The sequence below is a fragment of the Pseudomonas sp. Marseille-Q0931 genome, assembly GCF_940789645.1.
Classification (GTDB): Bacteria; Pseudomonadota; Gammaproteobacteria; order Pseudomonadales; family Pseudomonadaceae; genus Aquipseudomonas.
On sequence record NZ_CALNWT010000010.1, the window covers coordinates 133,345 to 156,377 of the forward strand.

20 protein-coding genes are annotated in these 23,033 nt (G+C 64.8%); 10 read left to right on the top strand and 10 right to left on the bottom strand.

Annotated elements, in window-relative coordinates:
* Positions 1 to 7 precede the first annotated feature (7 nt).
* Positions 8 to 1,960: an autotransporter outer membrane beta-barrel domain-containing protein gene (locus tag P3C50_RS16715; protein ID WP_275546832.1), complete on the bottom strand. Its 1,953-nt coding sequence runs from the start codon at positions 1,958 to 1,960 to the stop codon at positions 8 to 10.
* Between the two features lie 234 nt (positions 1,961 to 2,194).
* The gene (rpiA, locus tag P3C50_RS16720) at positions 2,195 to 2,866 is read right to left on the bottom strand and encodes a ribose-5-phosphate isomerase RpiA (protein ID WP_275546833.1); all 672 of its coding nucleotides are present in this window, start codon (positions 2,864 to 2,866) and stop codon (positions 2,195 to 2,197) included.
* A gap of 88 nt (positions 2,867 to 2,954) precedes the next feature.
* Between rpiA and ilvA the strand changes: the two genes are divergently transcribed.
* Together ilvA and P3C50_RS16730 are read left to right on the top strand one after the other, a co-directional pair.
* Complete coding sequence (ilvA, locus tag P3C50_RS16725; RefSeq protein ID WP_275546834.1) at positions 2,955 to 4,538, top strand: threonine ammonia-lyase, biosynthetic; 1,584 nt, start codon at positions 2,955 to 2,957, stop codon at positions 4,536 to 4,538.
* An 84-nt stretch (positions 4,539 to 4,622) separates the two neighbouring features.
* Positions 4,623 to 5,063: a DUF2269 family protein gene (locus P3C50_RS16730; protein ID WP_275546835.1), complete on the top strand. Its 441-nt coding sequence runs from the start codon at positions 4,623 to 4,625 to the stop codon at positions 5,061 to 5,063.
* Positions 5,064 to 5,215: 152 nt separating this feature from the next.
* Here the strand turns inward: P3C50_RS16730 and P3C50_RS16735 are convergent, their stop codons facing one another.
* The gene (locus tag P3C50_RS16735) at positions 5,216 to 5,869 is read right to left on the bottom strand and encodes an HAD family hydrolase (RefSeq protein WP_275546836.1); all 654 of its coding nucleotides are present in this window, start codon (positions 5,867 to 5,869) and stop codon (positions 5,216 to 5,218) included.
* 144 nt (positions 5,870 to 6,013) lie between these two features.
* On the opposite strand from P3C50_RS16735, the gene P3C50_RS16740 reads away from it, so the two are divergent.
* Entirely contained in the window at positions 6,014 to 6,493 is a 480-nt protein-coding gene (locus P3C50_RS16740; protein WP_275546837.1) for an RNA pyrophosphohydrolase, read from the top strand.
* Between the two features lie 18 nt (positions 6,494 to 6,511).
* On the top strand, positions 6,512 to 8,791 hold the full coding sequence (gene ptsP / locus P3C50_RS16745) for a phosphoenolpyruvate--protein phosphotransferase (protein ID WP_197856763.1): 2,280 nt from the start codon (positions 6,512 to 6,514) through the stop codon (positions 8,789 to 8,791).
* 416 nt (positions 8,792 to 9,207) lie between these two features.
* Here ptsP and P3C50_RS16750 read toward each other — a convergent pair whose 3' ends face one another.
* Positions 9,208 to 9,951 (bottom strand): NRDE family protein, encoded by a 744-nt coding sequence (locus P3C50_RS16750; protein ID WP_197856764.1) that lies wholly within the window; start codon positions 9,949 to 9,951, stop codon positions 9,208 to 9,210.
* Positions 9,952 to 10,079: 128 nt separating this feature from the next.
* On the opposite strand from P3C50_RS16750, the gene P3C50_RS16755 reads away from it, so the two are divergent.
* The 4 genes from P3C50_RS16755 to P3C50_RS16770 all read left to right on the top strand — a co-directional run bounded on the left by P3C50_RS16755 (position 10,080) and on the right by P3C50_RS16770 (position 13,606).
* Positions 10,080 to 10,862: a sulfite exporter TauE/SafE family protein gene (locus P3C50_RS16755; protein WP_275546838.1), complete on the top strand. Its 783-nt coding sequence runs from the start codon at positions 10,080 to 10,082 to the stop codon at positions 10,860 to 10,862.
* Positions 10,863 to 10,872: 10 nt separating this feature from the next.
* Complete coding sequence (lgt, locus tag P3C50_RS16760; RefSeq protein WP_197856766.1) at positions 10,873 to 11,673, top strand: prolipoprotein diacylglyceryl transferase; 801 nt, start codon at positions 10,873 to 10,875, stop codon at positions 11,671 to 11,673.
* Positions 11,673 to 12,467: a thymidylate synthase gene (locus tag P3C50_RS16765; RefSeq protein ID WP_275546839.1), complete on the top strand. Its 795-nt coding sequence runs from the start codon at positions 11,673 to 11,675 to the stop codon at positions 12,465 to 12,467. The genes lgt and P3C50_RS16765 overlap by 1 nt, the downstream gene beginning before the upstream one ends.
* A gap of 110 nt (positions 12,468 to 12,577) precedes the next feature.
* Positions 12,578 to 13,606 carry a transporter substrate-binding domain-containing protein gene (locus P3C50_RS16770; protein ID WP_275546840.1) on the top strand — a complete coding sequence of 343 codons (1,029 nt, stop codon included), beginning with the start codon at positions 12,578 to 12,580 and terminating at the stop codon, positions 13,604 to 13,606.
* 58 nt (positions 13,607 to 13,664) lie between these two features.
* Here the strand turns inward: P3C50_RS16770 and P3C50_RS16775 are convergent, their stop codons facing one another.
* The 3 genes from P3C50_RS16775 to P3C50_RS16785 all read right to left on the bottom strand — a co-directional run bounded on the left by P3C50_RS16775 (position 13,665) and on the right by P3C50_RS16785 (position 17,783).
* Entirely contained in the window at positions 13,665 to 15,038 is a 1,374-nt protein-coding gene (locus tag P3C50_RS16775) for a GTPase/DUF3482 domain-containing protein (RefSeq protein WP_275546841.1), read from the bottom strand.
* Between the two features lie 141 nt (positions 15,039 to 15,179).
* Positions 15,180 to 16,571 (bottom strand): DUF2868 domain-containing protein, encoded by a 1,392-nt coding sequence (locus tag P3C50_RS16780; RefSeq protein ID WP_275546842.1) that lies wholly within the window; start codon positions 16,569 to 16,571, stop codon positions 15,180 to 15,182.
* Positions 16,572 to 16,631: 60 nt separating this feature from the next.
* A complete protein-coding gene (locus tag P3C50_RS16785) occupies positions 16,632 to 17,783 on the bottom strand; it encodes a glycerophosphodiester phosphodiesterase (protein WP_275546843.1) in 1,152 nt (383 codons plus the stop codon).
* Between the two features lie 153 nt (positions 17,784 to 17,936).
* On the opposite strand from P3C50_RS16785, the gene P3C50_RS16790 reads away from it, so the two are divergent.
* Both P3C50_RS16790 and P3C50_RS16795 read left to right on the top strand, forming a co-directional pair.
* Positions 17,937 to 18,455, top strand: a complete 519-nt coding sequence (locus P3C50_RS16790; RefSeq protein ID WP_275546844.1) for a dihydrofolate reductase — start codon at positions 17,937 to 17,939, stop codon at positions 18,453 to 18,455.
* A gap of 107 nt (positions 18,456 to 18,562) precedes the next feature.
* A complete protein-coding gene (locus tag P3C50_RS16795; protein WP_275546845.1) occupies positions 18,563 to 19,210 on the top strand; it encodes a YitT family protein in 648 nt (215 codons plus the stop codon).
* Positions 19,211 to 19,276: 66 nt separating this feature from the next.
* Here P3C50_RS16795 and gloA read toward each other — a convergent pair whose 3' ends face one another.
* The 3 genes from gloA to ilvD form a co-directional block, all read right to left on the bottom strand.
* Positions 19,277 to 19,804 carry a lactoylglutathione lyase gene (gene gloA / locus P3C50_RS16800; protein ID WP_275546883.1) on the bottom strand — a complete coding sequence of 176 codons (528 nt, stop codon included), beginning with the start codon at positions 19,802 to 19,804 and terminating at the stop codon, positions 19,277 to 19,279.
* Between the two features lie 236 nt (positions 19,805 to 20,040).
* The gene (locus P3C50_RS16805) at positions 20,041 to 20,499 is read right to left on the bottom strand and encodes a metallophosphoesterase family protein (protein WP_275546846.1); all 459 of its coding nucleotides are present in this window, start codon (positions 20,497 to 20,499) and stop codon (positions 20,041 to 20,043) included.
* Between the two features lie 528 nt (positions 20,500 to 21,027).
* On the bottom strand, positions 21,028 to 22,866 hold the full coding sequence (gene ilvD / locus P3C50_RS16810) for a dihydroxy-acid dehydratase (RefSeq protein ID WP_275546847.1): 1,839 nt from the start codon (positions 22,864 to 22,866) through the stop codon (positions 21,028 to 21,030).
* Positions 22,867 to 23,033 lie beyond the last annotated feature (167 nt).

The window sequence follows — 23,033 nt, forward strand, 5'->3', positions numbered from 1 at the left end:
CGTCATATCAGAACAGGTACTGCAGGCCCAGGGTATAGCCGGCTTGGTCACCATTGTCGTGCTGTAGACGTGCATTGGCCTCGGCGTAGACGGCAAAGGCTTCGCTGACAGCCAATTGTGCGCCCAGGCGCGCGCGGGCGAAGTGCTTGTCGTTCTCCAGGCCATTGGCCACGCGCCGCGCCGAGCCATCGGCGAGACTGGTCACCACGAAGTCCTCGCTCATGCCATCGCCCAGTTCCTCGATCCAGGCCAGGCTTGCGTAGGGCTGCAGGCGCATCGCCCCATCCAGGGCGAAGTGGCCGCGTACCTGCCAGCCGAGGCTCAGCTCCATGGAGTCGAAACGTTCGTCATCGAAGCGCAGGGCAGTGCGTTGCGTGGACTTTTCGCTGAAACCGTCGAGCTTGTAGTGGCGATAGTCGATGCCCACTTGCGGGCCGGTACGCCAGTCGCCGAAGAGCAGGTCATAGCCACCGAGCAGGCGCGCCCCCCAGAAGGTCGCGTCGGTCTCGCCGGAGAGCCGCTGGTTGAGCAATACGGGCCCGCCAGCGTTGCCCTGGATGAGCACCGAACGGTCCAGGTCGAAGCGGGTACGGCCCGCGCTGATGTCGGCATTCAGCCACAGCGGTCCGGCATTGCTCAGCAGCGCATAGAGGCCCGCCTGCCAGGTATCGCTCTCGACCTTGCCGCCGTGCTGCAGGTCATCCTTGCCGCGGGTGAAGCTCAGGCCGGCGCCAAGGTTCAGCCATTCGCTGAGCTGGGTGTCGCCGAACATATAAGCGGTAGCCTGGCGCGAGCGCTGGTCCAGCGGGCTATCGAAGCCGCCGCTGGGCGAGAGCTGGCCTTCCACGCCAACGCTGCCGTCGACGCTGCCGACTTCGCGCGGTGTGGCCCGCAGGGTCTGCCAGCGGCGTTCGAGCAGTTGCTGGTGGGTCTGCTGCTGGCGTGCCAGGGTGTCTTCCAGTGTGCCCAGCATGGCGCCACCGGATTGCGCCGCGTAGCGCAGGTCGGTGTTGGTGGCTTCCAGCACCAGGCGGGTCAGCAGCCGGGAATAGTCACGTAGGCGTTGTGCGATGCGCTCCTCGCCGAAAGCGCCGACCAGCACGGTCTCGTTGTCCAGGGCCGGGTTGTGCCAGGTCGCGCCGCCTGGGATGGCCGGGTTGGTGGTCTGGTCATAACCATCGAGCGCGCCGATTTCCCAGTTGGTGGCTTCCAGGAACAGCACCGGAATACCCAGCCCCTCGAAGCTTTCGGCGTCGCTGCAGCAGCCGGTGCCTGCCGGGTAGCCGGCGTTGAGGCCTGGGTTGGTGTGCAGGTCGATGCCCAGCTCCTCGGCGATGCGGAAGGTGTGTTCGCGCAGCGACGCCAGCTCTGGCGCGGCAACGCTGTCGGAGCCGGCGTGGGCGTACATCATGTCGCCGGTGATCAGGCTGTCGATGTTGATCATGCCGGTCAGGCGGGCACGTGCCTCGGCGTCCAGGGAGGCGACGTAGGCGCGCGAGCCCCTGAGCCCTTCTTCTTCTGCGCCGAAGCCGATGAAGGTCACGCCGTCCTCGAAGGAAAGCCCCGCCAGGTTGCGGGCGATCTCCGTCAGCACGCCGGCGCCCGAGGCGTTGTCGTCCAGGCCCTGCAGGGTGGGGCGGCCGAAGTAGGTATCGAAGTGGGCGCCGATCACCAGGTTGTTGCCGGTAATACCGCGCGTCTCGGCGATCACGTTCTGCGAGTTGCGGTTACCTGCCCAGGTGAAATCCTGGCGATAGTTGTCGTAACCGGACGCAGACAGGCGTTGTTCCATCCAGGCGGTCGCACCGGCAAAACTGGCGGTATCGCGGTAGCGGCCCGGGTAGTCGTTGATCAGCGTGTCGACGGTCACGCCGGCATACTCGCCGTACTGGTAGGCCATGGCCAAGGGGGATAACAGCGTGCCGGCCAGGCCCAGTCCCAGGATGAGGGGTTTGATCACATCATGCTCCTTATGGTGTTTTTGTGGCATTCAGCGCAGAGCAGTATGTGGGCCTGAAAGCGAAACGTGCAGGGAAATGACGCAGAAGATGGTGGCAGGTGTCGCGTCATCGTAAAAAAACGGGCAGGTGCCGCGATGGCGCCGATTGCGTATGCGCGAATAACTGGCAGGCCGGGCGCTTATTTGGTGCAAGCAAGCGGCGGGTTGGGCGGGGGGATGCCCCGCCCGGAGGGTTCAGCGCTTGAGCGTTTTCACGCCTTCGGCGGTGCCGAGCAGCAGCAGATCGGCCGGGCGGGCGGCGAACAGGCCGTTGGTGACCACGCCGACGATGGCGTTGATGTCCGCTTCCAGCTTCACCGGATCGGTGATCGACAGGTTGTGCACGTCGAGGATGACGTTGCCGTTGTCGGTCAGCACGCCCTCGCGGTACACCGGGTCGCCGCCGAGCTTCACCAGCTCGCGCGCCACGTGGCTGCGGGCCATGGGGATGACTTCCACCGGCAGCGGGAAGGCGCCGAGCACCGGTACCAGCTTGCTGGCGTCGGCGATGCAGATGAAGGTCTTGGCCACGGCGGCGACGATTTTCTCGCGGGTCAGCGCGGCGCCGCCGCCCTTGATCAGGTGCAGGCGCTCGTCGCTCTCGTCGGCGCCGTCGACATAGAACTCCAGCTCGGCGGTGCTGTTGAGGTCGTAGACCGGGATGCCATGGCCCTTCAGGCGCGCAGCGGTGGCTTCGGAACTGGCGACGGCGCCGTCGAAGTCCATCTTGTGCCTGGCCAGTGCGTCGATGAAGAAATTGGCGGTGGAGCCGGTGCCGACGCCGACGATGCTCTTGGCGTCGAGGCGGGGAAGAATGTGGTCGACGGCGGCCTGGGCCACGGCCTGTTTCAACTGATCCTGGTTCATCGCGGGGGAATGCCTGGAAAGGTGGGAGATGTGGCGCGAATTATAGCCGCAAGTGGCGCGTTGACGGGGCAGAACCCGCGCGTTTCGTATGGTCGCCCGGCGCGGCGCTGGGGTAGACTCGGCAGTCCCTCAAAGCCCGAACGCCTGCGAAATCGCCATGCTCGAACAGTACGTGAAGAAGACCCTCACCTCGCGCGTCTACGACGTCGCGGTGGAAACCCCGCTGCAACCCGCCCGTCAGCTCAGTGAGCGGCTGGGCAGCCAGATTCTGCTCAAGCGCGAGGATCTGCAGCCGGTGTACTCGTTCAAGATTCGTGGCGCCTACAACAAGCTGGCACAACTGTCCGCCGAAGAGCTGGCGCGTGGCGTGGTCACTGCTTCGGCCGGCAACCATGCGCAGGGCCTGGCCCTGGCGGCCAAGCATCTGGGGGTGAAGGCGACCATCGTCATGCCGCGTACCACGCCGGAGCTGAAGGTGCAGGGCGTGCGCTCGCGTGGCGGCAAGGTGGTGCTGCACGGCGATGCCTTCCCCGAGGCGCTGGCGCATTCGCTGAAGCTGGTGGAGGAGAAGGGCTACACCTACATTCACCCGTACGATGATCCGCTGGTGATCGCCGGCCAGGGCACCGTGGCCATGGAGGTGCTGCGCCAGCACCAGGGCCACATCGACGCCATCTTCGTGCCGGTCGGTGGCGGCGGCCTGATCGCCGGCATCGCTGCGTACGTGAAATACCTGCGTCCGGAGATCAAGGTGATCGGCGTCGAGCCGGACGATTCCAACTGTCTGCAGCAGGCCATAGCTGCAGGCGAGCGCGTGGTGTTGCCGACGGTCGGCTTGTTCGCCGATGGCGTGGCGGTGGCGCAGATCGGCCAGCACACCTTCGATATCTGCAAGCATCACGTCGATGAGGTGATCACCGTCAGCACCGACGAGATCTGCGCGGCGATCAAGGACATCTACGACGATACCCGCTCGATCACCGAGCCGGCCGGCGCACTGGCCGTCGCCGGGATCAAGAAGTACGTCGAGCGTGAGGGCATCAGGGGCGAAGTGCTGGTGGGCATCGATTCCGGCGCCAACGTCAACTTCGACCGCCTGCGCCACGTTGCCGAGCGCGCCGAGCTGGGCGAGAAGCGCGAGGCGATCATCGCCGTGACCATCCCCGAGCAGCCGGGCAGCTTCAAGGCCTTCTGCGAGGCGGTGGGCAAGCGCCAGATCACCGAATTCAACTACCGCTATCACAGCGAAGGCGAGGCGCACATCTTCGTCGGCGTGCAGACCCACCCGGAGAACGACCCGCGTCAGGCGCTGGTCGAGGGGCTGCGCGAGCAGGGCTTCCCGGTGCTGGATCTGACCGATAACGAGCTGGCCAAGCTACATATCCGCCATATGGTTGGTGGCCATGCTGCCGGTGTCGGTGACGAGGTGGTGCTGCGCTTCGAGTTCCCCGAGCGTCCCGGTGCGCTGTTCAACTTCCTGCAGAAACTGGGCGGGCGCTGGAACATCTCGATGTTCCACTACCGCAACCATGGTGCCGCCGATGGCCGGGTGCTGGCCGCGCTGCAGGTGCCGGAAGACGAACGCCACCTGGTGCCGGCGGCGCTGGACGCCATCGGTTATCCCTACTGGGATGAAAGCGACAACCCGGCCTATCGCCTGTTTCTGGGCTGAACACTGCCTTCGACGTAACCCGCCGCAGCGCGCTGGCGGGTTGCACCCGCCCTACGTAATCGCCTGATAACAATGGAAGCCTCAATGGAACACTATCTGCTGGTTCGCATTCTCCACAGCGCCCCGGGCATATTGCTGCTGCTCGGCCTGATCGCCCACGGCGTCATGCTGTTCAAGGCGCAGCGCGGCGGTGATGCGGTCGTGCTGGCGCGTAAGCTGCGCGTGACCCTGCTGTTCAGCTTCCCGGCGTTCGCCGTGCTGGCGCTGAGCCTGCCGGTTACCGGCTACTGGATGGTCGATACTGCCGGCTGGCCGCTGGGGCAGACCTGGCTGCTGCTGGGCAGCATTCTATATGGCGTGATGATGCTGCTCGGCCTGCTGTTGGCTGGTCGTCTGGCAGCCTGGCGCGCGCTGGGCGATACGCCGGCGCCGACAGGGTTGAAGCGCCTGTGCCTGATCTATGCCGGGCTGATCCTGGTGTTGCTGATCGTCATCATGGCGCTGATGGGCGCCAAGCCCGCCTGAGCCGGGGAGCCGGACAGCATCCGGGCTGCGCTTTTTTGTAGGAGCGAATTTATTCGCGATCCTCGCGAGTACGAAGACAAAGCTCTTCGCGGATAAATCCGCTCCTACAGTATCGCAGGCGTGCTCGCGTCAATGTGCGATCAGGGCTTGCCTCAGCGCAGCGAGATCACCGGCCAGCCGCGCTCGATGGCGGTGGCGCGCAGCACGTCGTCCGGGTCGACCGCCACCGGGTTGGCTACCGCCTCCAGCAGAGGCAGGTCATTGCGCGAGTCGCTGTAGAAGTAGGCGTCGTCCAGGTTGTAACCCGATTCGGCCAGCCATTCCTTCAAGCGCGTCACCTTGCCGCCCTGGTAGCACGGCGTGCCGGTGATCTGCCCGGTATAACGGCCGTCCTGCATGCCGCATTCGGAGGCGATCAGCGTCTCCACACCCAGGCGCTCGGCGATCGGCGTGGTGATGAAGCGGTTGGTGGCGGTGATGATCACCAGCTTGTCGCCCGCGGCGCGGTGCTTCGCCAGCAGCGCCTCACCCTTGGCCAGGATGATCGGCTCGATCACCTCGGCCATGAACTCGCCATGCCACTGCGCCAGTTGCGCCATTTCGCTACGCCCAAGGATGGCCTGGCTGAAATTCTGGTAGGCCACGATGTCCAGCTTTCCGGCGCAGTAGTCGGCATAGAAGGCATCGTTGCGCGCCAGGTACTCGGCTGCGTCGACCAGGCCGCGCTGACAGACGAATTCGCCCCAGCTGTGGTCGCTGTCGCCAGCCAGCAGGGTATTGTCGAGATCGAAAAGGGCCAAGCGCACGGTTCTGTACCTGTTCTTCACATGTTTGGGGCGCGCCAGAATAGCCGCTTTGACCGGGCTTTCCCACTGCCGCCAAACCCGCGTTGCTGCTGGACTCGGCTTTGTGGAACAATGCCGGAACTTGCGTGTACGAGGTTGCTTGCCGTGATCGACTCCGATGGTTTCCGCCCGAATGTCGGCATCATCCTGACTAATGATGTCGGCCAGGTGCTTTGGGCCAGGCGTATCAATCAGGACGCCTGGCAGTTTCCGCAGGGCGGCATCAATGATCGTGAATCGCCGACCGATGCGCTTTACCGTGAACTGAATGAAGAGGTCGGGCTCGAAGAGCAGGACGTGAAGATCCTCGCCTGCACCCGCGGCTGGTTGCGTTATCGTCTGCCGCAGCGCCTGGTGCGCACGCACAGCCAGCCGCTGTGCATCGGGCAGAAGCAGAAATGGTTCCTGTTGCGCCTGACCGGCGGTGAAGACCGCGTACGCATGGACCTGACCGGCAAGCCGGAGTTCGACGGCTGGCGCTGGGTCAGCTACTGGTACCCGCTGGGGCAGGTGGTCACATTCAAGCGCGAGGTGTATCGCCGTGCGCTCAAGGAACTTGCCCCGCGCCTGATAGTGCGCGACTGATACGGACCCCAATCGAGCATGCTCAATACGCTGCGCAAGATCGTCCAGGAAGTGAATGCCGCCAAGGATCTCAAGGCGGCATTGACGATCATTGTGCAACGGGTGAAGGAAGCGATGGGCAGTCAGGTCTGCTCGGTCTACCTGCTCGATCCGGAAAGCAACCGCTTCGTGCTGATGGCCACCGACGGCCTCAACAAGCGCTCCATCGGCAAGGTCAGCATGGCGCCGAGCGAGGGTCTGGTCGGCCTGGTCGGTAGCCGCGAGGAACCCCTGAACCTCGAAGATGCCGCAGGCCACCCGCGCTATCGCTACTTCGCCGAGACCGGCGAGGAGCGCTATGCCTCCTTCCTCGGTGCACCGATCATCCACCACCGCCGCGTGATGGGCGTGCTCGTCGTGCAGCAGAAGGAGCGCCGCCAGTTTGACGAGGGCGAAGAAGCCTTCCTGGTCACCATGAGCGCGCAGCTCGCCGGGGTCATTGCCCATGCCGAGGCTACCGGTTCGATACGTGGTCTGGGGCGTCAGGGCAAAGGCGTGCAGGAGGCCAAGTTCGTCGGCGTGCCGGGTGCGCCGGGGGCAGCGGTCGGTACCGCTGTCGTGGTGCTGCCCCCGGCCGATCTCAATGTAGTTCCAGACCGTAGCGTCGATGACATTGCCGCCGAACTGGAACTGTTCGACAAGGCGCTGGGTTGGGTGCGCGAGGACATGCAGGAGCTGTCCGAGAAGCTCGCCACGCAACTGCGCAAGGAAGAGCGCGCGCTGTTCGACGTCTACCTGATGATGCTCGAGGATGCCGCGCTGGGTAACGAGGTGCGCAAGGTCATCCGCACCGGCCAATGGGCGCAGGGCGCCTTGCGCCAGGTGGTGCTCGACCACGTCAAACGCTTCGAGCTGATGGACGATGCCTACCTGCGCGAGCGCGCCAGTGATGTGCGCGACCTCGGCCGGCGCCTGCTCGCCTACCTGCAGGAAGAGCGCAAGATTTCCCTGGTCTATCCCGACAACACAATCCTGGTCAGCGAAGAACTGTCGCCGGCGATGCTCGGCGAGGTGCCGGAAGGCAAGCTGGTCGGCCTGATCTCGGTGACCGGCTCGGGCAACTCCCACGTGGCGATCTTCGCCCGCGCCATGGGCATCCCCACGGTGATGGGCGTGGTCGACCTGCCGTATTCGAAGATCGACGGCATCAAGCTGATCGTCGACGGCTACCACGGCGAAGTCTTCACCAACCCCAGCGAGTTGCTGAGCAAGCAGTACGCCGATGTAGTCGAGGAGGAGCGCCAGCTCACCGAGGGCCTCGACGCCCTGCGCGCTCTGCCCTGCGAGACGCTCGACGGCCACCGCATGCCGCTGTGGGTCAACACCGGCCTGCTCGCTGACGTAGCCCGTGCCCAGCAGCGCGGTGCCGAGGGCGTTGGCCTGTACCGCACCGAAGTGCCGTTCATGATCAACGAGCGCTTCCCCAGCGAGAAGGAGCAGCTCGCCACCTATCGCGAGCAGCTGCAGGCCTTCCACCCGCTGCCGGTGACCATGCGTACCCTGGATATCGGCGGCGACAAGGCGCTGTCTTACTTCCCGATCAAGGAAGAGAACCCCTTCCTCGGCTGGCGTGGCATCCGCGTCACCCTCGACCACCCGGAAATCTTCCTGGTGCAGACCCGCGCCATGCTCAAGGCCAGCGAGGGGCTGGACAACCTGCGCATCCTGTTGCCGATGATCTCCGGCACCCAGGAACTGGAAGAGGCGTTGCACCTGATCCATCGCGCCTGGGGCGAAGTGCGTGACGAAGGCACCGACGTGCCGCTGCCGCCCATCGGTCTGATGATCGAGATTCCGGCGGCGGTCTACCAGACCCGCGAACTGGCGCGGCAGGTGGACTTTCTCTCGGTGGGTTCCAACGACCTGACCCAGTACCTGCTGGCGGTGGACCGCAACAATCCGCGCGTGGCCGATCTCTACGACTTCCTCCACCCGGCGGTGTTGCAGGCGCTGCAAAAGGTGGTCAACGACGCGCATCTCGAGGGCAAGCCAGTGAGCATCTGCGGCGAGATGGCCGGCGACCCGGCTGCGGCCGTGCTGCTACTGGCCATGGGATTCGATTCGCTGTCGATGAACGCCACCAACCTGCCCAAGGTGAAATGGCTGCTGCGCCAGGTGACCCAGAGCAAGGCCAAGGAGTTGCTCGGTCAGGTAATGACTATGGACAACCCCCACCTGATCTACAGCACCCTGCACCTGGCGCTGCGCAATCTGGGCCTGGGTCGGGTGATCAACCCGGCTTCGAATATTCAGGCCTGATTCGCATAGCAGGCCGTTGAAAAACTACCTGCGTTGCCATTGCTGCGTTAAAAACAGCCTCGCGTGCGAGCCCAGGCTAGGCGCCCCCGTCAAAAATGCTCATGTACAACACGTAAAGTCGAGCGCGACTCCGAGCGTTTTTCGGCTGTTTTTGTGGGGCCGCCATCGGTATGCACTGGCTGCCTCGGCTCGGGCTTCCTGCTTCGCTCTGCCTCCTGCATCCGTGCAGTCGTCGCCTACGTTTTTCAACAGCCTGATAGGTAGGAGCGAGCTTTGCTCGCGAACCCTGGCTACGCAGAAAAGCTTCGCGAGCAGAGCTCACCAGTGGGAGGCGCTTCAGCGGCGAAAAGCTCGCGGCTAAAGCCCCTCCTACAAGGGCTGTACTCCGCAGAACTGTTCCCCGGATTACATCCGGGCTACCCGCTGAATGCCACCTCGCCCAACACTGTGCCATGCGGGCCGAAGCTGCGCTCGGTGATGCTCCAGCGCCCATCTCCGTACAGATTCAAAGCCGTACTGGCGCGGGTGCCGTAGGCCTCGCCGATGATGAAGGCAGTCGACAGCAGGCGTTCCGTCGCCAGCCCTACGCCAGTGTCCGGCAACAGATGATCGGCCGGCGGGCTGTTGTCGGCGAGCAGCGCCATTAACGCTTCATCTTCGGCATCGATGCGCTCGCCGAGGGCGTTTCTGGCACGCAGCAGCTTCGGCCAGGGCGTATCGAGGTTGGCGTTGGACAGGCCATAGAGGCCGCCCTGCAACTGCCGGGCTCGTCCTTCCTGGGAATTGAAATGCCAGAGCTGATGGCGATCACCGACCAGCAGGTTGAAACCGGCATATTCGGCGGCGTCGCGCATGATCCTGTCGAGGTAGGCGGGCGGCGAATCCTGGCCCTGCAGGTAGTCGGCCGTCAGCGCGCCGCGTGAGCGTGGGCCGGCCTTCTGCTCCAAGTCGCGGATGTTGGTCAGTGCGGCAAAGCGGCCTTGCGTGGTGACGCCAAGCCAGGTGCCGCCGGCTTGCAGGTCGCGGCCGGCGAATACGCCGGGTGCATCCTGCCACTCGCCCAGCGCTGTGCTGGGGCGCGCATAGAACTCGTCGCGATTGGATGCCAGGCGCAGCACCGTCGGGCTTTCCGGCTGCCAGGCGAAGACGATCAGGCACATGCGCATTCCTCCAATGACGGAGTCTGGCAGGCTAGCGAGCTGAGGCGCGAGCGGCAACCGTTCCGTCGATCCGTGTGCCGTTGCGAGGGCATTTCCGCTACCATGCCCCTTTGTTTTTGGGGGTGTCGATGGAACTGCTGCTCTACCTGGTGCTGGGCTCGGCTGCCGGTGTGCTGGCTGGCCTGTTCGGCGTGGGTGGCGGTCTGATCATCGTGCCGGTGCTGGTGCTTAGCTTCACCTCGCAGGGCATTGCCACGGAAATTCTCACCCATTTGGCAGTGGGCACGTCCCTGGCGACCATCGTCTTCACCTCGATCAATTCGCTGCTCGAACATCATCGCAAGGGCGCGGTGCGCTGGCCGCTGTTCCGCTGGCTGACCCTGGGCATTGTGCTCGGTGCAGCGCTGGGGGCTGTGACCGCTGCGCTGATTCAGGGGCCGCTGCTGCAGAAGATCATCGGGACCTTCGCCATCGTCGTGGCCGCGCAGATGGCGCTTGACCTGAAACCCAAAGCCAGCCGCGGTGTCCCAGGCAAGCCGACGCTGACGGTGGCCGGTGGTGTGATTGGCTGGGCGTCGGCGATTTTCGGCATCGGCGGTGGTTCGCTGACCGTGCCCTTTCTGGTCTGGCGCAGCGTGCCGATCCAGCAGGCGGTGGCGACGTCTGCGGCCTGTGGTTTGCCGATCGCCATCGCTGGTGCGTTGAGTTTCATGTTTACCGGCTGGGGAAATGCGAATCTGCCGCCATGGAGCGTCGGTTACGTGTACCTCCCGGCCTTGCTGGGTATCGCCGTGACCAGCATGTTCTTTGCCCGTTTTGGTGCGCGCCTGGCTCATCGCCTGTCGCCGCAGTTGCTCAAGCGCCTGTTCGCCCTGCTGCTGTTCAGCGTGGGCGTGAGTTTTTTCATTTAAGGAGTCCTGGATGCTGCCTTATCCGCAGATCGACCCGGTGGCCATCGCCCTCGGCCCCCTGAAAATCCATTGGTACGGCCTGATGTACCTGATCGGAATCGGTGGCGCCTGGTTGCTGGCCTCGCGCCGGCTGGAGCGTTTCGACGCGAGCTGGAACAAGGACAAGCTGTCCGACCTGGTGTTCTGGGTGGCCATGGGGGTGATTCTCGGTGGGCGCCTGGGCTACGTGTTGTTTTACGACCTGGCGGCCTATGTCGCCGATCCGGCGAAAATCCTGCGGGTCTGGGAAGGCGGCATGTCCTTCCATGGCGGCCTGATCGGGGTGATGCTGGCCACCTGGTGGTTCGGCAAGCGCAACGGCAAGAGCTTCTTCGAGCTGATGGACTTCATCGCCCCGTTGGTACCGATCGGTCTGGGCGCCGGGCGCATCGGCAACTTCATCAACGCCGAGCTGTGGGGCAAGGCCACCGACGTGCCCTGGGCGATGATCTTCCCCACCGATCCGCAGCAACTGGCGCGCCATCCGTCGCAGCTTTACCAGTTCGCCCTGGAAGGCGTGGCGCTGTTCACCATCCTCTGGTTCTATTCGCGCAAACCGCGCCCAACCATGGCCGTGTCCGGCATGTTCGCCGCCTGCTATGGCGTGTTCCGCTTCATCGTCGAATTCGTCCGCGTGCCGGATGCCCAGCTTGGCTACCTGGCCTGGGGCTGGCTGACCATGGGGCAGATTCTCTGCCTGCCGATGATTCTCGGTGGTATCGGTCTGATCGCCTACGCCTACAAGCGCCAGCCCGTTCAAGGAGTCGCCTGATGAAACAGTACCTCGACCTGATGCGCCACGTGCGCGAGCACGGCACCTTCAAGGAAGACCGCACCGGCACCGGCACCTACAGCGTGTTCGGCTACCAGATGCGCTTCGACCTGGCTGATGGCTTCCCCATTGTCACCACCAAGAAGTGCCACCTGCGCTCGATCATCCATGAACTGCTGTGGTTCCTGCAGGGCGACACCAACATCAAGTACCTCAAGGAAAACGGCGTCAGCATCTGGGACGAGTGGGCCGACGAGAATGGCAACCTCGGCCCGGTGTACGGTTACCAATGGCGCAGTTGGCCGGCGCCCAACGGCGAATCCATCGACCAGATCGCCAAGCTGATCGAGATGATCAGGAAGAACCCGGACTCGCGTCGCCTGATCGTCTCTGCCTGGAACCCGGCGCTGGTCGACCAGATGGCCCTGCCGCCATGCCACGCGCTGTTCCAGTTCTACGTGGCTGACGGCAAGCTGTCCTGCCAGCTGTATCAGCGCTCGGCGGACATCTTCCTCGGTGTGCCCTTCAACATCGCCAGCTACGCGCTGCTGACGTTGATGGTGGCGCAGGTCTGCGACCTGCAGCCGGGCGAGTTCATCTGGACCGGCGGCGACTGCCACCTGTACGCCAACCATATCGAGCAGACCGACCTGCAGCTGACCCGCCAGCCGCTGCCGCTGCCGACCATGAAGCTCAACCCCGAGGTGAAGGACCTGCTGGCTTTCAAATTCGAGGACTTCGAACTGGTGGGCTACGAAGCGCACCCGCATATCAAGGCGCCAGTGGCGGTCTGAGACTTGCGTCTGGGCAGTTAGTCGGGCGCGGTTTGCTACCCTTTCACCGAACACGTGAAGAGGGAGTCCCTGGTGAGCCGAATTGCACTGGCCCTGCTGCTGGTACTGAGTTGCCTGACAAGTCATGCCATGCCGACCCCCAACCGCTGCGGGTCGGCATCACCGAAGTGCCGCCGTTCGTGATCCAGGGCGAGGATGACAGCTGGAGTGGCATCAGCATCGATCTGTGGAATGCCATAGCCGAGAAAAACGGCTATACGTTCGAGTACCGGCCGATGCCCTTCGGCCAGCTGTTCGACAGCCTGGAGCAGGGCGAGGTCGACGTGGTGGTCGGAGCGCTGACCATGACGCCCGAGCGCGAGGTACGCTTCGACTTCACCCATCCGTTCTACTACACCGGCCTAAGCATCGGCGTGCCGGCGACATCGTCGGCTGGTGGCTGGAGGACTTTCACGCGGCTGTTCTCCTGGGGCTTCATCAGCGTAGTGCTGGGCCTGGTTGCGGTGTTGATGCTGGTGGGCACGGTGATCTGGCTGTTCGAGCGGCGGCGTAACCAGGCGCAGTTTCCCGAGGCGCCCGTGCGCGGCCTGGGCGATGGGTTCTGGTGGGCAGCAGTGACCATGACCACCGTTGGTTATGGCGACAAGTCGCCGGTGACCCTGGGCGGGCGGCTGGTGGCCGTGGTGTGGATGTTCGCTGCGCTGATCATGGTTTCGACCTTTACCGCGGCGATGACCACGGCGCTAACGGTGAGCAACCTGCAAGGCAGCATCCAGGGGCCCGGCGATTTGCGAGGCGCGAATGTCGCCAGCGTGCAGCGCACCGTCGCCGCGCGCTGGCTGGAGGAGCAGCGCATTCGCCAGAGCAGCTACCCGAACCTGACCGAGGCGCTGCTGGCTGTGCAGCAGGGCAAGGCCGATGCCATCGTCTATGACAAACCCATTCTGCAATATCGCAATCGCGAGTTGCTTGGCGCGCGCCTGCAGATACTCCCGGGCACCTTCGAGAACCAGAGTTACGGCTTCCTGGTGCGTAACGGCAGCCCGCTGCGTGAGCCGATCGGTCGGGCCATCCTGAGCACCTTGAGTGAACCGCAGTGGCCGCGAACGGTGAGCGATTACCTGGGCGAGGAGCTTTGAGCTCCGTCGGGGCGTGGTGATAGCCAGCCACCGACGCAACGCATCAGGGGCGTGCCTGTTACGCCTGTCCCAGCTCTGCCGCCACGCGCTGCACCTGTTCATGTCGCTCGGCGTCTTCAAGGCGTGCGCCGGGATTGAGCGACGACCACTCGGGGTGCGCCCGCGCCACGTTCAGCGGCGTGGGCAGCTTGCCCTGGCGCCACAGGGTTTCCTGCGGGGCACCGAGGCTGATGGCGTCCATCGCCGCGTGGCCACGCACGTCCAGTGCAGCCAGCAGTTGCTGCTGGCGCAGGGCGAGCAGACGCAGCACGGCGTCGTCGACGGTCAGCTCGCGCTGGCCTTTCAATTTGCCCTTCAGTCTCTCCCCATAGTTGCGCAGGGTCTGTGCGCTCCCGCCGATCACTGCGCCCAATGCGGCAGCTGCACCCATGGTCAGGCCGCCGACCAGCAGGTCGACGCCAACGCCGGTGGCCGCACCCGCGGCCATGCCGCCGCCAACCTTGATCCCCAGTTGCTTGATGGTTTCCGGATTGAACAGGTCGTCGCCCCAGCGCCCGTCGAGCAGCGGCAGGTCGGCCGCTTTGGCGTCGCTGCTGCGGAAGGCATACAGGCGCAACAGCGCCTCGACGCAGCGCTGCTCGCGCTGACGAATGGCTTCGCGCAGCTCGCTCACCGCGGCCTGCTCCAGCAGTGGCTGAGCGGCGACGCTGCGGCGACAGGCGGCGCAGTCGATCAGCAGTTCGGCGATCAGCCGGTTGCCGGCCTGGCGTCGGGCTTGGCGCTGCGCTTCGTGATCCTCGATCAGGCGCTGCAGTTGTGGACGCGAACGTTCCAGCAGCAGGGCCAGGCTCTCATAGAGGCGCCGCTCGCCATCCTCCGGCGGTGCCACGCTGTCGAACGCCACCAGGGCGTGCAGGCCGAGGCGGGCCAGGGCCTCGCGCCACTCGCCTTCGCGGTGGTGGGCGCTGGCAACGAAGTTGAGCACCGGCAGCAACGGGCGGCCACACATGGTGAGCACCGCCAGTTCGTCACGGTACTTGGCCAGCACCGGCTCGCGCACGTCGATCACGTACAGCCCGGCATCGGAAGCCATGAGCTGGCGCAGCACCTTGGCCTCCTGCTCGTAGCGCTGGCGCGCCTCGCTGCCTTCGAGAAAACGCCCCAGGCGCGCCGGGCCATCCAGCCGCTCACCGGGGCGGTCGAGGCGCTCCAGATAATCGAACAGGGCGATGGCGTCTTCCAGGCCGGGGGTGTCGTACAGCTCCAACAGCGCCTGGCCGTTCACCGACAGGCGCGCACCCTCGACATGGCGCGTGGTGCTGGCGCGCGGTGAGACCTCGCCGAACTCCACGTCACGGGTCAGGGTGCGCAGCAGCGACGTCTTGCCGACATTGGTATGGCCGACCAGGGCGAGTTTCAGCGGCGGGCTCATGGTGTGGTCTCGGCCGGGTAGCTCGGAGGCAAGAGAGCGGGCATTGGGGTAGGAGCGAGCTCTGCTCGCGAACCATGGCAAACGGCAAAAGCTTCGCGAGCAGAGCTCGCTCCTACATGAAGGCCGTGTGCCTGCGGCTCTCTAGTCATGCCCTGTCTCCAGCCAGTTCAGCGGCGCCGTGTCGCCATGCGGCAGTCCCAGCGTGCCGAGGGCCTGATGCCAGTCCGCCAAGCGTGCGCTGTCCAGGCTTTCGCCGGGGGCAGGTGGCAGCAGCCAGATGCGTGTGGCAGAGGCCGAGCGCGCCAGCTCGCCGAGCAGCGCCAGCGTGCCGCGGTCCGGCGAACGACGCGGGTCGCAGGCGATGGCCAGGCGTTCGGGCGGGAAGCGGGTCAGTTGCTCCAGCAATTGGCGGCGCTGCTCGCGACTGTCGATCACCCCGGCATCGGCCACACCCTTGGGTAAGGGGCCCGGTGGCCAGGTGCGGCGGTCGTCCAGCTCCAGGCCTAGCAGCAGGGCGCCGCTGCCCGTCTGGGAATTGGCGCCGCCTTGCGGCTGGTGCAACTCGGCGGGGGCCAGATCGCAGACACCGAGGCGTTCGCTGTCCGGCTGCAGGCGCTGGCGCAGCAGGCCGTAACCGGGCAATTCAAGATCCAGGCGCAGCGCGCCCTTACCCGATTGCCAGCGCCACAGGCACAGCAGCATCAGCAGCACGCGTGGCAGCAGGCCATAGACCAACAGCACGCCGACCAGCCAGGCAGCCCAGCTTTGCCGCGCCGCTTCGCTGGCAATCGCGGCATCGCCGCTGGCGCGGATCAGTTCCACGTTCGGCAGGTTGAAACCGAGCAGGGCAGGCAGGGCGCCGATGGCCTGAGTCAGGGCGATGAAGGTGTCGCCGCCGAGGATGGTGGTCTCCCAGACGAAACCGTAGCGCCGCGTAGCGAGCATCAGCAGCAGGGTGGCCAGGGCGCTGAACATGGCCAGTGCCCATAGGCCGTGCACCAGCAAACCCAGGCCCCAGCGAGTCAGGCGCTGGCGCTGCAGCATCACCAGCAGGGCGGGCATCAACTGCGCAGCGCTGGCGTCGCGTGCCAGCTTCGCGCTTAGCCACAGCCACACACGGCCGAGAGCGCCGGCGCTGTCGCGGCTCAGCGACAGGCCAAGCAGCCAGCCGATCAGCATCAGCAAATTGAGGCCCAGAAGGCTACCCAACGCCCAGAACACATTGACCGGGCGGCTGCCGTCACCGAGGGCGGTCAGCGCCAGGCCGAGGCCACTGAACGCGGCCAGCACGGCCAGAGCCAGCAGCGCCAGGCGAGCACCCTGGAGCCAGTGCTGCAGGGCCTGCCACTGGCCGTCGCGGCGACTCAGCAGCAGCGCACGCTGCTGGATGCGCTCGGCAAGTTCGCCGCCCTGTGCACGCACCTGGCGGTTGGCTTCGGCGTCGTCGAGCGGGCCGGCATGTTCCTCGCGCACGCGAATGGTCTCGCTGAGCCAGAGGCGCTGGAAGGGTGTGGAGGAGGAGGCGTCTGTCACGCGGCGTCTCGTCGTTTGGATCAGAGGTTGAGAATAACCCCTGATCCGCCCCGGCGCGACTCAGTGCTGCTCGCGCAGACGCACCGCGATGTCCGGCTGGTCGATGAACAGGCCGTCGATGCCGGTGGCGATAAAGGCGTGCAGTTCCGCCTCGATGTCGCCGCGCTCGCTCGGCTCGCTGCCATTGCGCAGGCTGGTCGGCAGGAAGGCGTTCTCGGCGCGGAAGGTATAAGGATGAACCTTGAGTCCGGCAGCATGGGCGTCACGTACCAGGCGGGTCGGCGTGGTCAGGTTGCCGGCGGCGTCGCGCGGGATGACCATGCCTTTCTCCGGGCCAATGCCGCTGGCGTAGCGGGCGATGGCCTTCAGACCCTCTGGCGCGATCATCTGCGCGTAGCCGAGGCCGGTGCCGAGTACGTGCTGGTCATAGGGCTGGCCCTCGGTCCACAGCAATTGCACCAGGCGTACCTGGGTCAGGCGGCTGAGGGTCTTGAGGTTCTCCACCTCGAAGGACTGGATGTATACCGGCGCCTTGGCGCTGTTGTAGCCGTTGTGCTTGAGCACCTTGACCAGCGGTTGCTCCATGGCCAGGCCGATCTGCTGGAAGTGGGTCGGGTGCTTGGTTTCCGGATACAGGCCGATCACCCGCTGCTGGCTGAGCTGCAGGCTCTTCACCAGGTCGATGATCTCCTGCAGGGTGGGAATCTCGAACTGGCCATCGAAGCGTTGGTTGGCCGGGCGCTGCTGGGGAATACGCTCGATGGCGCGCAGGGTCTTGAGTTCGGCCAGGGTGAAGTCCTCGCTGAACCAGCCCTCCAGGCTGACGCCATCCACCGTCTGGGTGCGCTTGCGGCTGGCGAATTCCGCACGCTGCGCGACGTCGGTGGTCAGTCCCAGTTCGTTATCGTGACGGGCCACCAGTTGGCCGTCGCGAGTCATCACCAGGTCAGGCTCGACATAATCGGCGCCCTGCAGCACAGCCAGGGCATAGGCTGCCAGAGTGTGTTCGGGGACGTAACCGCTGGCGCCGCGGTGGGCGATCACCAGCGGTTTGGCGTCGCCACGAGGTTTGCCCTTGTGCGCCAGCGGCTGCTGCTGTGCCCAGTCGATGGCGGCTTGTACGCTATCGGACTCGGCGGGTGCGGCAAGGCCGAGGGTTGGCAGCAGCAGGCCAGCGTAGAGCAGCCAGCTGCGAAGCGGTTTCTTCAACATGGGGGTACCTCCTTGCACGGGGTGGGAGCCCAAGCCTGCACCGGTAAGGGTGACGATTGTGCGACAGAGGTCCAAGCCTAGACGGTTCTGTGCGCCATCGGGAAGGTAAAGGTAGGCTGCGGGTGCGCCGGCCCCTCTGCTATGCTCGCGGCCATGAAAACCACTCTACCTCTTTCGCTGATCGCCGCGCTCGCGCGCAACCGCGTGATCGGTCGCGACAATCAACTGCCTTGGCATCTGCCGGCGGACCTCAAGCACTTCAAGGCCATGACGCTGGGCAAGCCCATCATCATGGGGCGCAAGACCTGGGACTCGCTCGGGCGCCCGTTGCCAGGGCGGCTCAATATCGTGGTCAGCCGTCAGCCTGGGCTGATCCTGGAAGGCGCCGAGGTGCTCGCCACGCTGGAGGCGGCCATCGAGCGTGCCGATGCCTGGGCGCGTGCAGAAGATGCTGAGGAGCTGATGCTGATCGGCGGCGCGCAGCTCTATGAATTGGGTCTGGCCCAGGCCGATCGCCTGTACCTGACGCGTGTGGGGCTTGAACCCGATGGTGACGCTTTCTTCCCCGAAATCGACGAGTCTGCCTGGCGCATGGCGTCCAGCGTCGAGCATCCGGCTTCTGCCGAGACGCCGTTCTACGCCTTCGAGATATGGGAACGACGCGGCGCATAACGATAACGATCCTTCCGGCCGTCGCTGTCGCCAGCTTCTCCTGCGCGGCGTGACGGCCATTGCCTTGCCTGCGGTTACTTCTTTTCGCTTCTGATGCAGGTATTTCGATGACAGATCAATCGTCCACCGACGAGCGCCCGAGCGCCGTCGCCGCACTCTTCGTGCGCCACCCACTTTGGGAGGATGCGTTGGCGTTGCTGTTCGGCACCGCCCTGGTGGCCTTGGGCATCGCCTTCTACGCCCACGCTGGCTTGCTCACGGGCGGTACCGTCGGCATCGCGTTTCTGGCCAACTACCAGGCCGGCTGGCCGTTCGGGTTGGTGTTCTGCCTGGTCAACCTGCCGTTCTACCTGCTCGGTATCTGGCGCATGGGCTGGGGCTTCACCTTGCGTACCGGCTGCGCGGTGCTGCTGGTTTCACTGCTGGCCGAACTGACGCCGCATTGGGTCGCCTTCGCCCACCTCAGCGCGCTCTATGCCGCTCTGTTCGGTGGGGCTGCGATGGGCCTGGGGTTGCTCATGCTGTTCCGCCATCGCGCCAGCCTGGGCGGGGTGAACATTCTCGCCCTGTACATGCAGGAACGCTTCGGTCTGCGCGCGGGCGCGGTGCAGATGGCCATCGACGCGAGCATCGTGCTGGCGGCCATCTTCGTGGTGTCGCCAGACAAGGTGCTGCTGTCGGTGCTGGGGGCGGTGATGCTCAATCTGGTGCTGGCGATCAATCACCGGGCCGATCGTTACGTCGGTGTCAGTTGATCCCTGCAACGAACGAGGGGCTGCCTCGCTGAAGCAGCCCCTCGTCGGTTTTCGCGGAGGCGAAAATCAGATCACTTCGGTGAACTGGATGATCTCGACCCAGTAGCCGTCCGGGTCCTTGATGAAGGCGATGTCGCGCATGCGACCGTCGGTCAGACGCTTCTGGAAGTCCACACCGAGGTCTTCGAAGCGCTGGCAGGCGGCCTTGATGTCCGGCACCGACACGCACAGATGGCCGAAACCGCGCGGGTCGCTGTTGCCGCTGTGGTAGGAAAATTCCGGGTTCTTCTCGGTGCCGTAGTTGTAGGTCAGCTCCAGCACACCGGGGATGGATTTGCGCCACTGGTGGCGGGCGGCCGGGTCAGCCGGGATCTGCGACTTGTCATTGATCAATGCGAGGAAGTACAGGCTGAATTCGGCATCCGGGAAATCCTTCTTCTCCAGCAGGGTGAAGCCCAGCACGCGGGTGTAGAAATCCAGCGACTTCTGCAAATCCTTCACGCGGATCATGGTGTGGTTGTAGACGAAGTCGGCGGTGGCGACGTCGGGCTTGGCGGTCACGCCGGCAATGGCGTTGAGCTCGTCGAGGGTCATGGGATTCTCCATCAGGCGGTGATTGGGCGAGTCGGCAAGTTGAATCGACATAGATGGCTGCGTGGCAGGCGTTTTTCAAGGCTGGCGCTGCAGGCCGCCTGGATGGACTGCCCTCGAATGGTATCTGGGTAGCTGTAGGAGCGAATTTATTCGCGATTAGCGCGCGGAGCATCGGATGGATCGCGAATAAATTCGCTCCTACAAGGGGCTGCGTTCCAGAGGTAAGGGACGCAGGCTCAGACGTTCAGCGTGATCAGCTCGGCCCTAAACTGGTCGCCTTCGATATGCAGGATGCCCAGGCCGATGGGCAACTTGAAGCGCCGCGGTCCGGCACTGCCGGGGTTGAGGAAGAGCACGCCGTCGCGCTCTTCCTGCAGCGGCTTGTGCGAATGCCCGGCGATCACCACGTCGATGCCTTCAACCTTGGGGTCGATGGCCAGCTGCTTGAGGTCGTGCAGCACATACAGCCTGATGGCGCCGAAGCTCAGGGTTAGGTGCTCGGCAATGCCATCGGCCCAGTCGTCCTGGTCGTTGTTGCCGCGCACCACCGAAAGCGGCGCGATGCGCTCCAGTTCGGCGAGGATATGCGGCCCACCAATATCGCCGGCATGGATCAGATGATCCACGCCCTGCAGCGCGGCCAGCGCCTGGGGCCGCAGCAAGCCGTGGGTGTCGGCGATCAGGCCGATCTGCATGTTCGTCTCCAGTGCTTTAACGTAGGCGCCAGCTTGCGGGCGATCACGGTCGGATGCAAAGCCTGCGGCCAGGATAAGCCCGGTAGTGGGGCTGTTGTCAGTCAGCAACTATTTCTGGTGCGCCACCAATCATTAGGCATTTGGAGCGGAAAAGCTTCGCGGACAAGTCCGCTCCCACGAGCAATGCTGTTCACTTAAGGTTGTACGCGCTTGGCTCCCCTCTCCCATTTATGGGAAAGGGGCTGGCGGAGAGGGCTGAAAATTCCGCAAGACTGCCAGTTTCCCCCTCGCCGAACACGGCCCGCCCTAACCCTCTCCCCAAAGGGGCGAGGGGACTAATCGCCTCCGATCACTTCTGGTGTGAACAGCATTACGCTCCCACGAGTGCCACTGAGACCCGTGGGAGCGGACTTGTCCGCGAAACGAGCAGTGCGCGCTACTGTTCGGTCAATAAAAAACGCCGCGAACCTGCAAAGCAGTCGCGGCGGTTTTCTTAGCAGACTGGCCCTAGGTCGCAGGCCGGCAGGCTTAGCCGTCGAGCATTGCCTTGTCACGCACCGCGCCCTTGTCGGCACTGGTGGCAAGCAGGGCGTAGGCCTTGAGCGCGGTGGTCACCTTGCGGGTGCGCGGCGCTGCCGGCTTCCAGCCCTTCTTGTCCTGTTCGGCGCGGCGTGCAGCCAGCTCTTCATCGCCAACCAGCAGGTTGATGCTGCGGTTGGGGATGTCGATGAGGATCTTGTCGCCGTCATTGACCAGGCCGATGGCGCCGCCCGCGGCGGCTTCCGGCGAGGCGTGGCCGATGGACAGGCCGCTGGTGCCGCCGGAGAAACGGCCATCGGTGAGCAGGGCGCAGGCCTTGCCCAGGCCCTTGGACTTCAGGTAGCTGGTCGGATAGAGCATTTCCTGCATGCCCGGGCCACCTTTCGGGCCTTCGTAACGGATGATGACGATGTCACCTTCCTTCACTTCGTCGGCGAGGATGCCTTTTACGGCGCTATCCTGGCTCTCGAATACCTTGGCGGTGCCTTCGAACACGTGGATGGACTCGTCGACGCCGGCGGTCTTCACCACGCAGCCGTCGAGGGCGATGTTGCCGTACAGCACCGCCAGGCCGCCTTCCTGCGAATAGGCATGCTCGACGCTGCGGATGCAGCCTTCGGCGCGGTCGTCGTCCAGGCTCGGCCAGCGGGTGCTCTGGCTGAACGCGGTCTGGGTCGGGATGCCGGCAGGGCCAGCCTTGAAGAAGTGGTGTACCGCTTCGTCCTGAGTCTGGGTGATGTCCCACTGAGCGATGGCTTCGGCCATGTTGGGGCTATGTACGGTGTGCACGTCGGTGTGCAGCAGGCCGCCACGGGCCAGTTCGCCGAGAATGGAGAAGATGCCACCGGCGCGGTGTACGTCTTCCATGTGGTACTTCTGGATGTTCGGCGCCACCTTGCACAGCTGCGGCACCTTGCGCGACAGGCGATCGATGTCGCGCAGGTCGAAGGCGACCTCGCCTTCCTGGGCCGCGGCCAGCAGGTGGAGGATGGTGTTGGTCGAGCCGCCCATGGCGATGTCGAGCATCATGGCGTTCTCGAACGCCTTGAAGTTGGCGATGTTGCGCGGCAGCACCGACTCGTCGCCTTCGCCGTAGTAGCGCTGGCACAGCTCGACAGCCAGGCGGCCGGCGCGCAGGAACAGCTGCTCGCGGTCGCTGTGGGTGGCCAGGGTCGAACCGTTGCCCGGCAGGGACAGGCCCAGAGCTTCGGTGAGGCAGTTCATCGAGTTGGCGGTGAACATGCCGGAGCAGCTGCCGCAGGTCGGGCAGGCGCTGCGCTCGTACTCGGCGACTTTTTCATCGGACGCGGTCGAGTCGGCGGCGATGACCATGGCGTCGACCAGGTCCAGGCCGTGGCTGGCCAGCTTGGTCTTGCCGGCTTCCATCGGGCCGCCGGAGACGAAGACCACCGGGATGTTCAGGCGCAGCGCAGCCATCAGCATGCCGGGGGTGATCTTGTCGCAGTTGGAGATGCAGACGATGGCGTCGGCGCAGTGGGCATTGACCATGTACTCGACGGAGTCGGCGATGATCTCGCGGCTTGGCAGCGAATAGAGCATGCCGTCGTGGCCCATGGCGATGCCGTCGTCGACGGCGATGGTGTTGAATTCCTTGGCCACGCCGCCGTGCTTCTCGATCTCGCGGGCGACCAACTGGCCCAGGTCCTTGAGGTGCACGTGGCCGGGCACGAACTGGGTGAAGGAGTTGGCGATGGCGATGATCGGTTTCTTGAAGTCTTCGTCCTTCATCCCGGTGGCGCGCCACAGGGCACGGGCGCCGGCCATGTTGCGGCCGTGGGTGGAGGTCTTCGAGCGGTAATCGGGCATGACGATGATCCTGCGGCTAATTCGGTTGTGTGTGCGGTGAGCGTCGTCGAGCGGCAGATCGCCGCGGTATCAGGAGGCTGCATGACGAAACGGGATCACCGTTCGTACGGCCGGGGCTCACGGGCCCGCCGGAGGATTTCTGGCGAGGAATGCTGGGATTCTACGCC

What these genes read in the sequence shown, in the direction of transcription:
- P3C50_RS16765 (WP_275546839.1), top strand. Translation starts at nt 11,673, where the DNA reads ATGAAACAGTACCTCGACCTGATGCGCCACGTGCGCGAGCACGGCACC.
- P3C50_RS16730 (WP_275546835.1), top strand. Translation starts at nt 4,623, where the DNA reads ATGGAACACTATCTGCTGGTTCGCATTCTCCACAGCGCCCCGGGCATA.
- P3C50_RS16790 (WP_275546844.1), top strand. Translation starts at nt 17,937, where the DNA reads ATGAAAACCACTCTACCTCTTTCGCTGATCGCCGCGCTCGCGCGCAAC.
- lgt (WP_197856766.1), top strand. Translation starts at nt 10,873, where the DNA reads ATGCTGCCTTATCCGCAGATCGACCCGGTGGCCATCGCCCTCGGCCCC.
- P3C50_RS16785 (WP_275546843.1), bottom strand. Translation starts at nt 17,783, where the DNA reads ATGTTGAAGAAACCGCTTCGCAGCTGGCTGCTCTACGCTGGCCTGCTG.
- ilvA (WP_275546834.1), top strand. Translation starts at nt 2,955, where the DNA reads ATGGTCGCCCGGCGCGGCGCTGGGGTAGACTCGGCAGTCCCTCAAAGC.
- P3C50_RS16795 (WP_275546845.1), top strand. Translation starts at nt 18,563, where the DNA reads ATGACAGATCAATCGTCCACCGACGAGCGCCCGAGCGCCGTCGCCGCA.
- P3C50_RS16750 (WP_197856764.1), bottom strand. Translation starts at nt 9,951, where the DNA reads ATGTGCCTGATCGTCTTCGCCTGGCAGCCGGAAAGCCCGACGGTGCTG.
- P3C50_RS16775 (WP_275546841.1), bottom strand. Translation starts at nt 15,038, where the DNA reads ATGAGCCCGCCGCTGAAACTCGCCCTGGTCGGCCATACCAATGTCGGC.
- ptsP (WP_197856763.1), top strand. Translation starts at nt 6,512, where the DNA reads ATGCTCAATACGCTGCGCAAGATCGTCCAGGAAGTGAATGCCGCCAAG.
- P3C50_RS16805 (WP_275546846.1), bottom strand. Translation starts at nt 20,499, where the DNA reads ATGCAGATCGGCCTGATCGCCGACACCCACGGCTTGCTGCGGCCCCAG.
- gloA (WP_275546883.1), bottom strand. Translation starts at nt 19,804, where the DNA reads ATGACCCTCGACGAGCTCAACGCCATTGCCGGCGTGACCGCCAAGCCC.
- ilvD (WP_275546847.1), bottom strand. Translation starts at nt 22,866, where the DNA reads ATGCCCGATTACCGCTCGAAGACCTCCACCCACGGCCGCAACATGGCC.
- rpiA (WP_275546833.1), bottom strand. Translation starts at nt 2,866, where the DNA reads ATGAACCAGGATCAGTTGAAACAGGCCGTGGCCCAGGCCGCCGTCGAC.
- P3C50_RS16755 (WP_275546838.1), top strand. Translation starts at nt 10,080, where the DNA reads ATGGAACTGCTGCTCTACCTGGTGCTGGGCTCGGCTGCCGGTGTGCTG.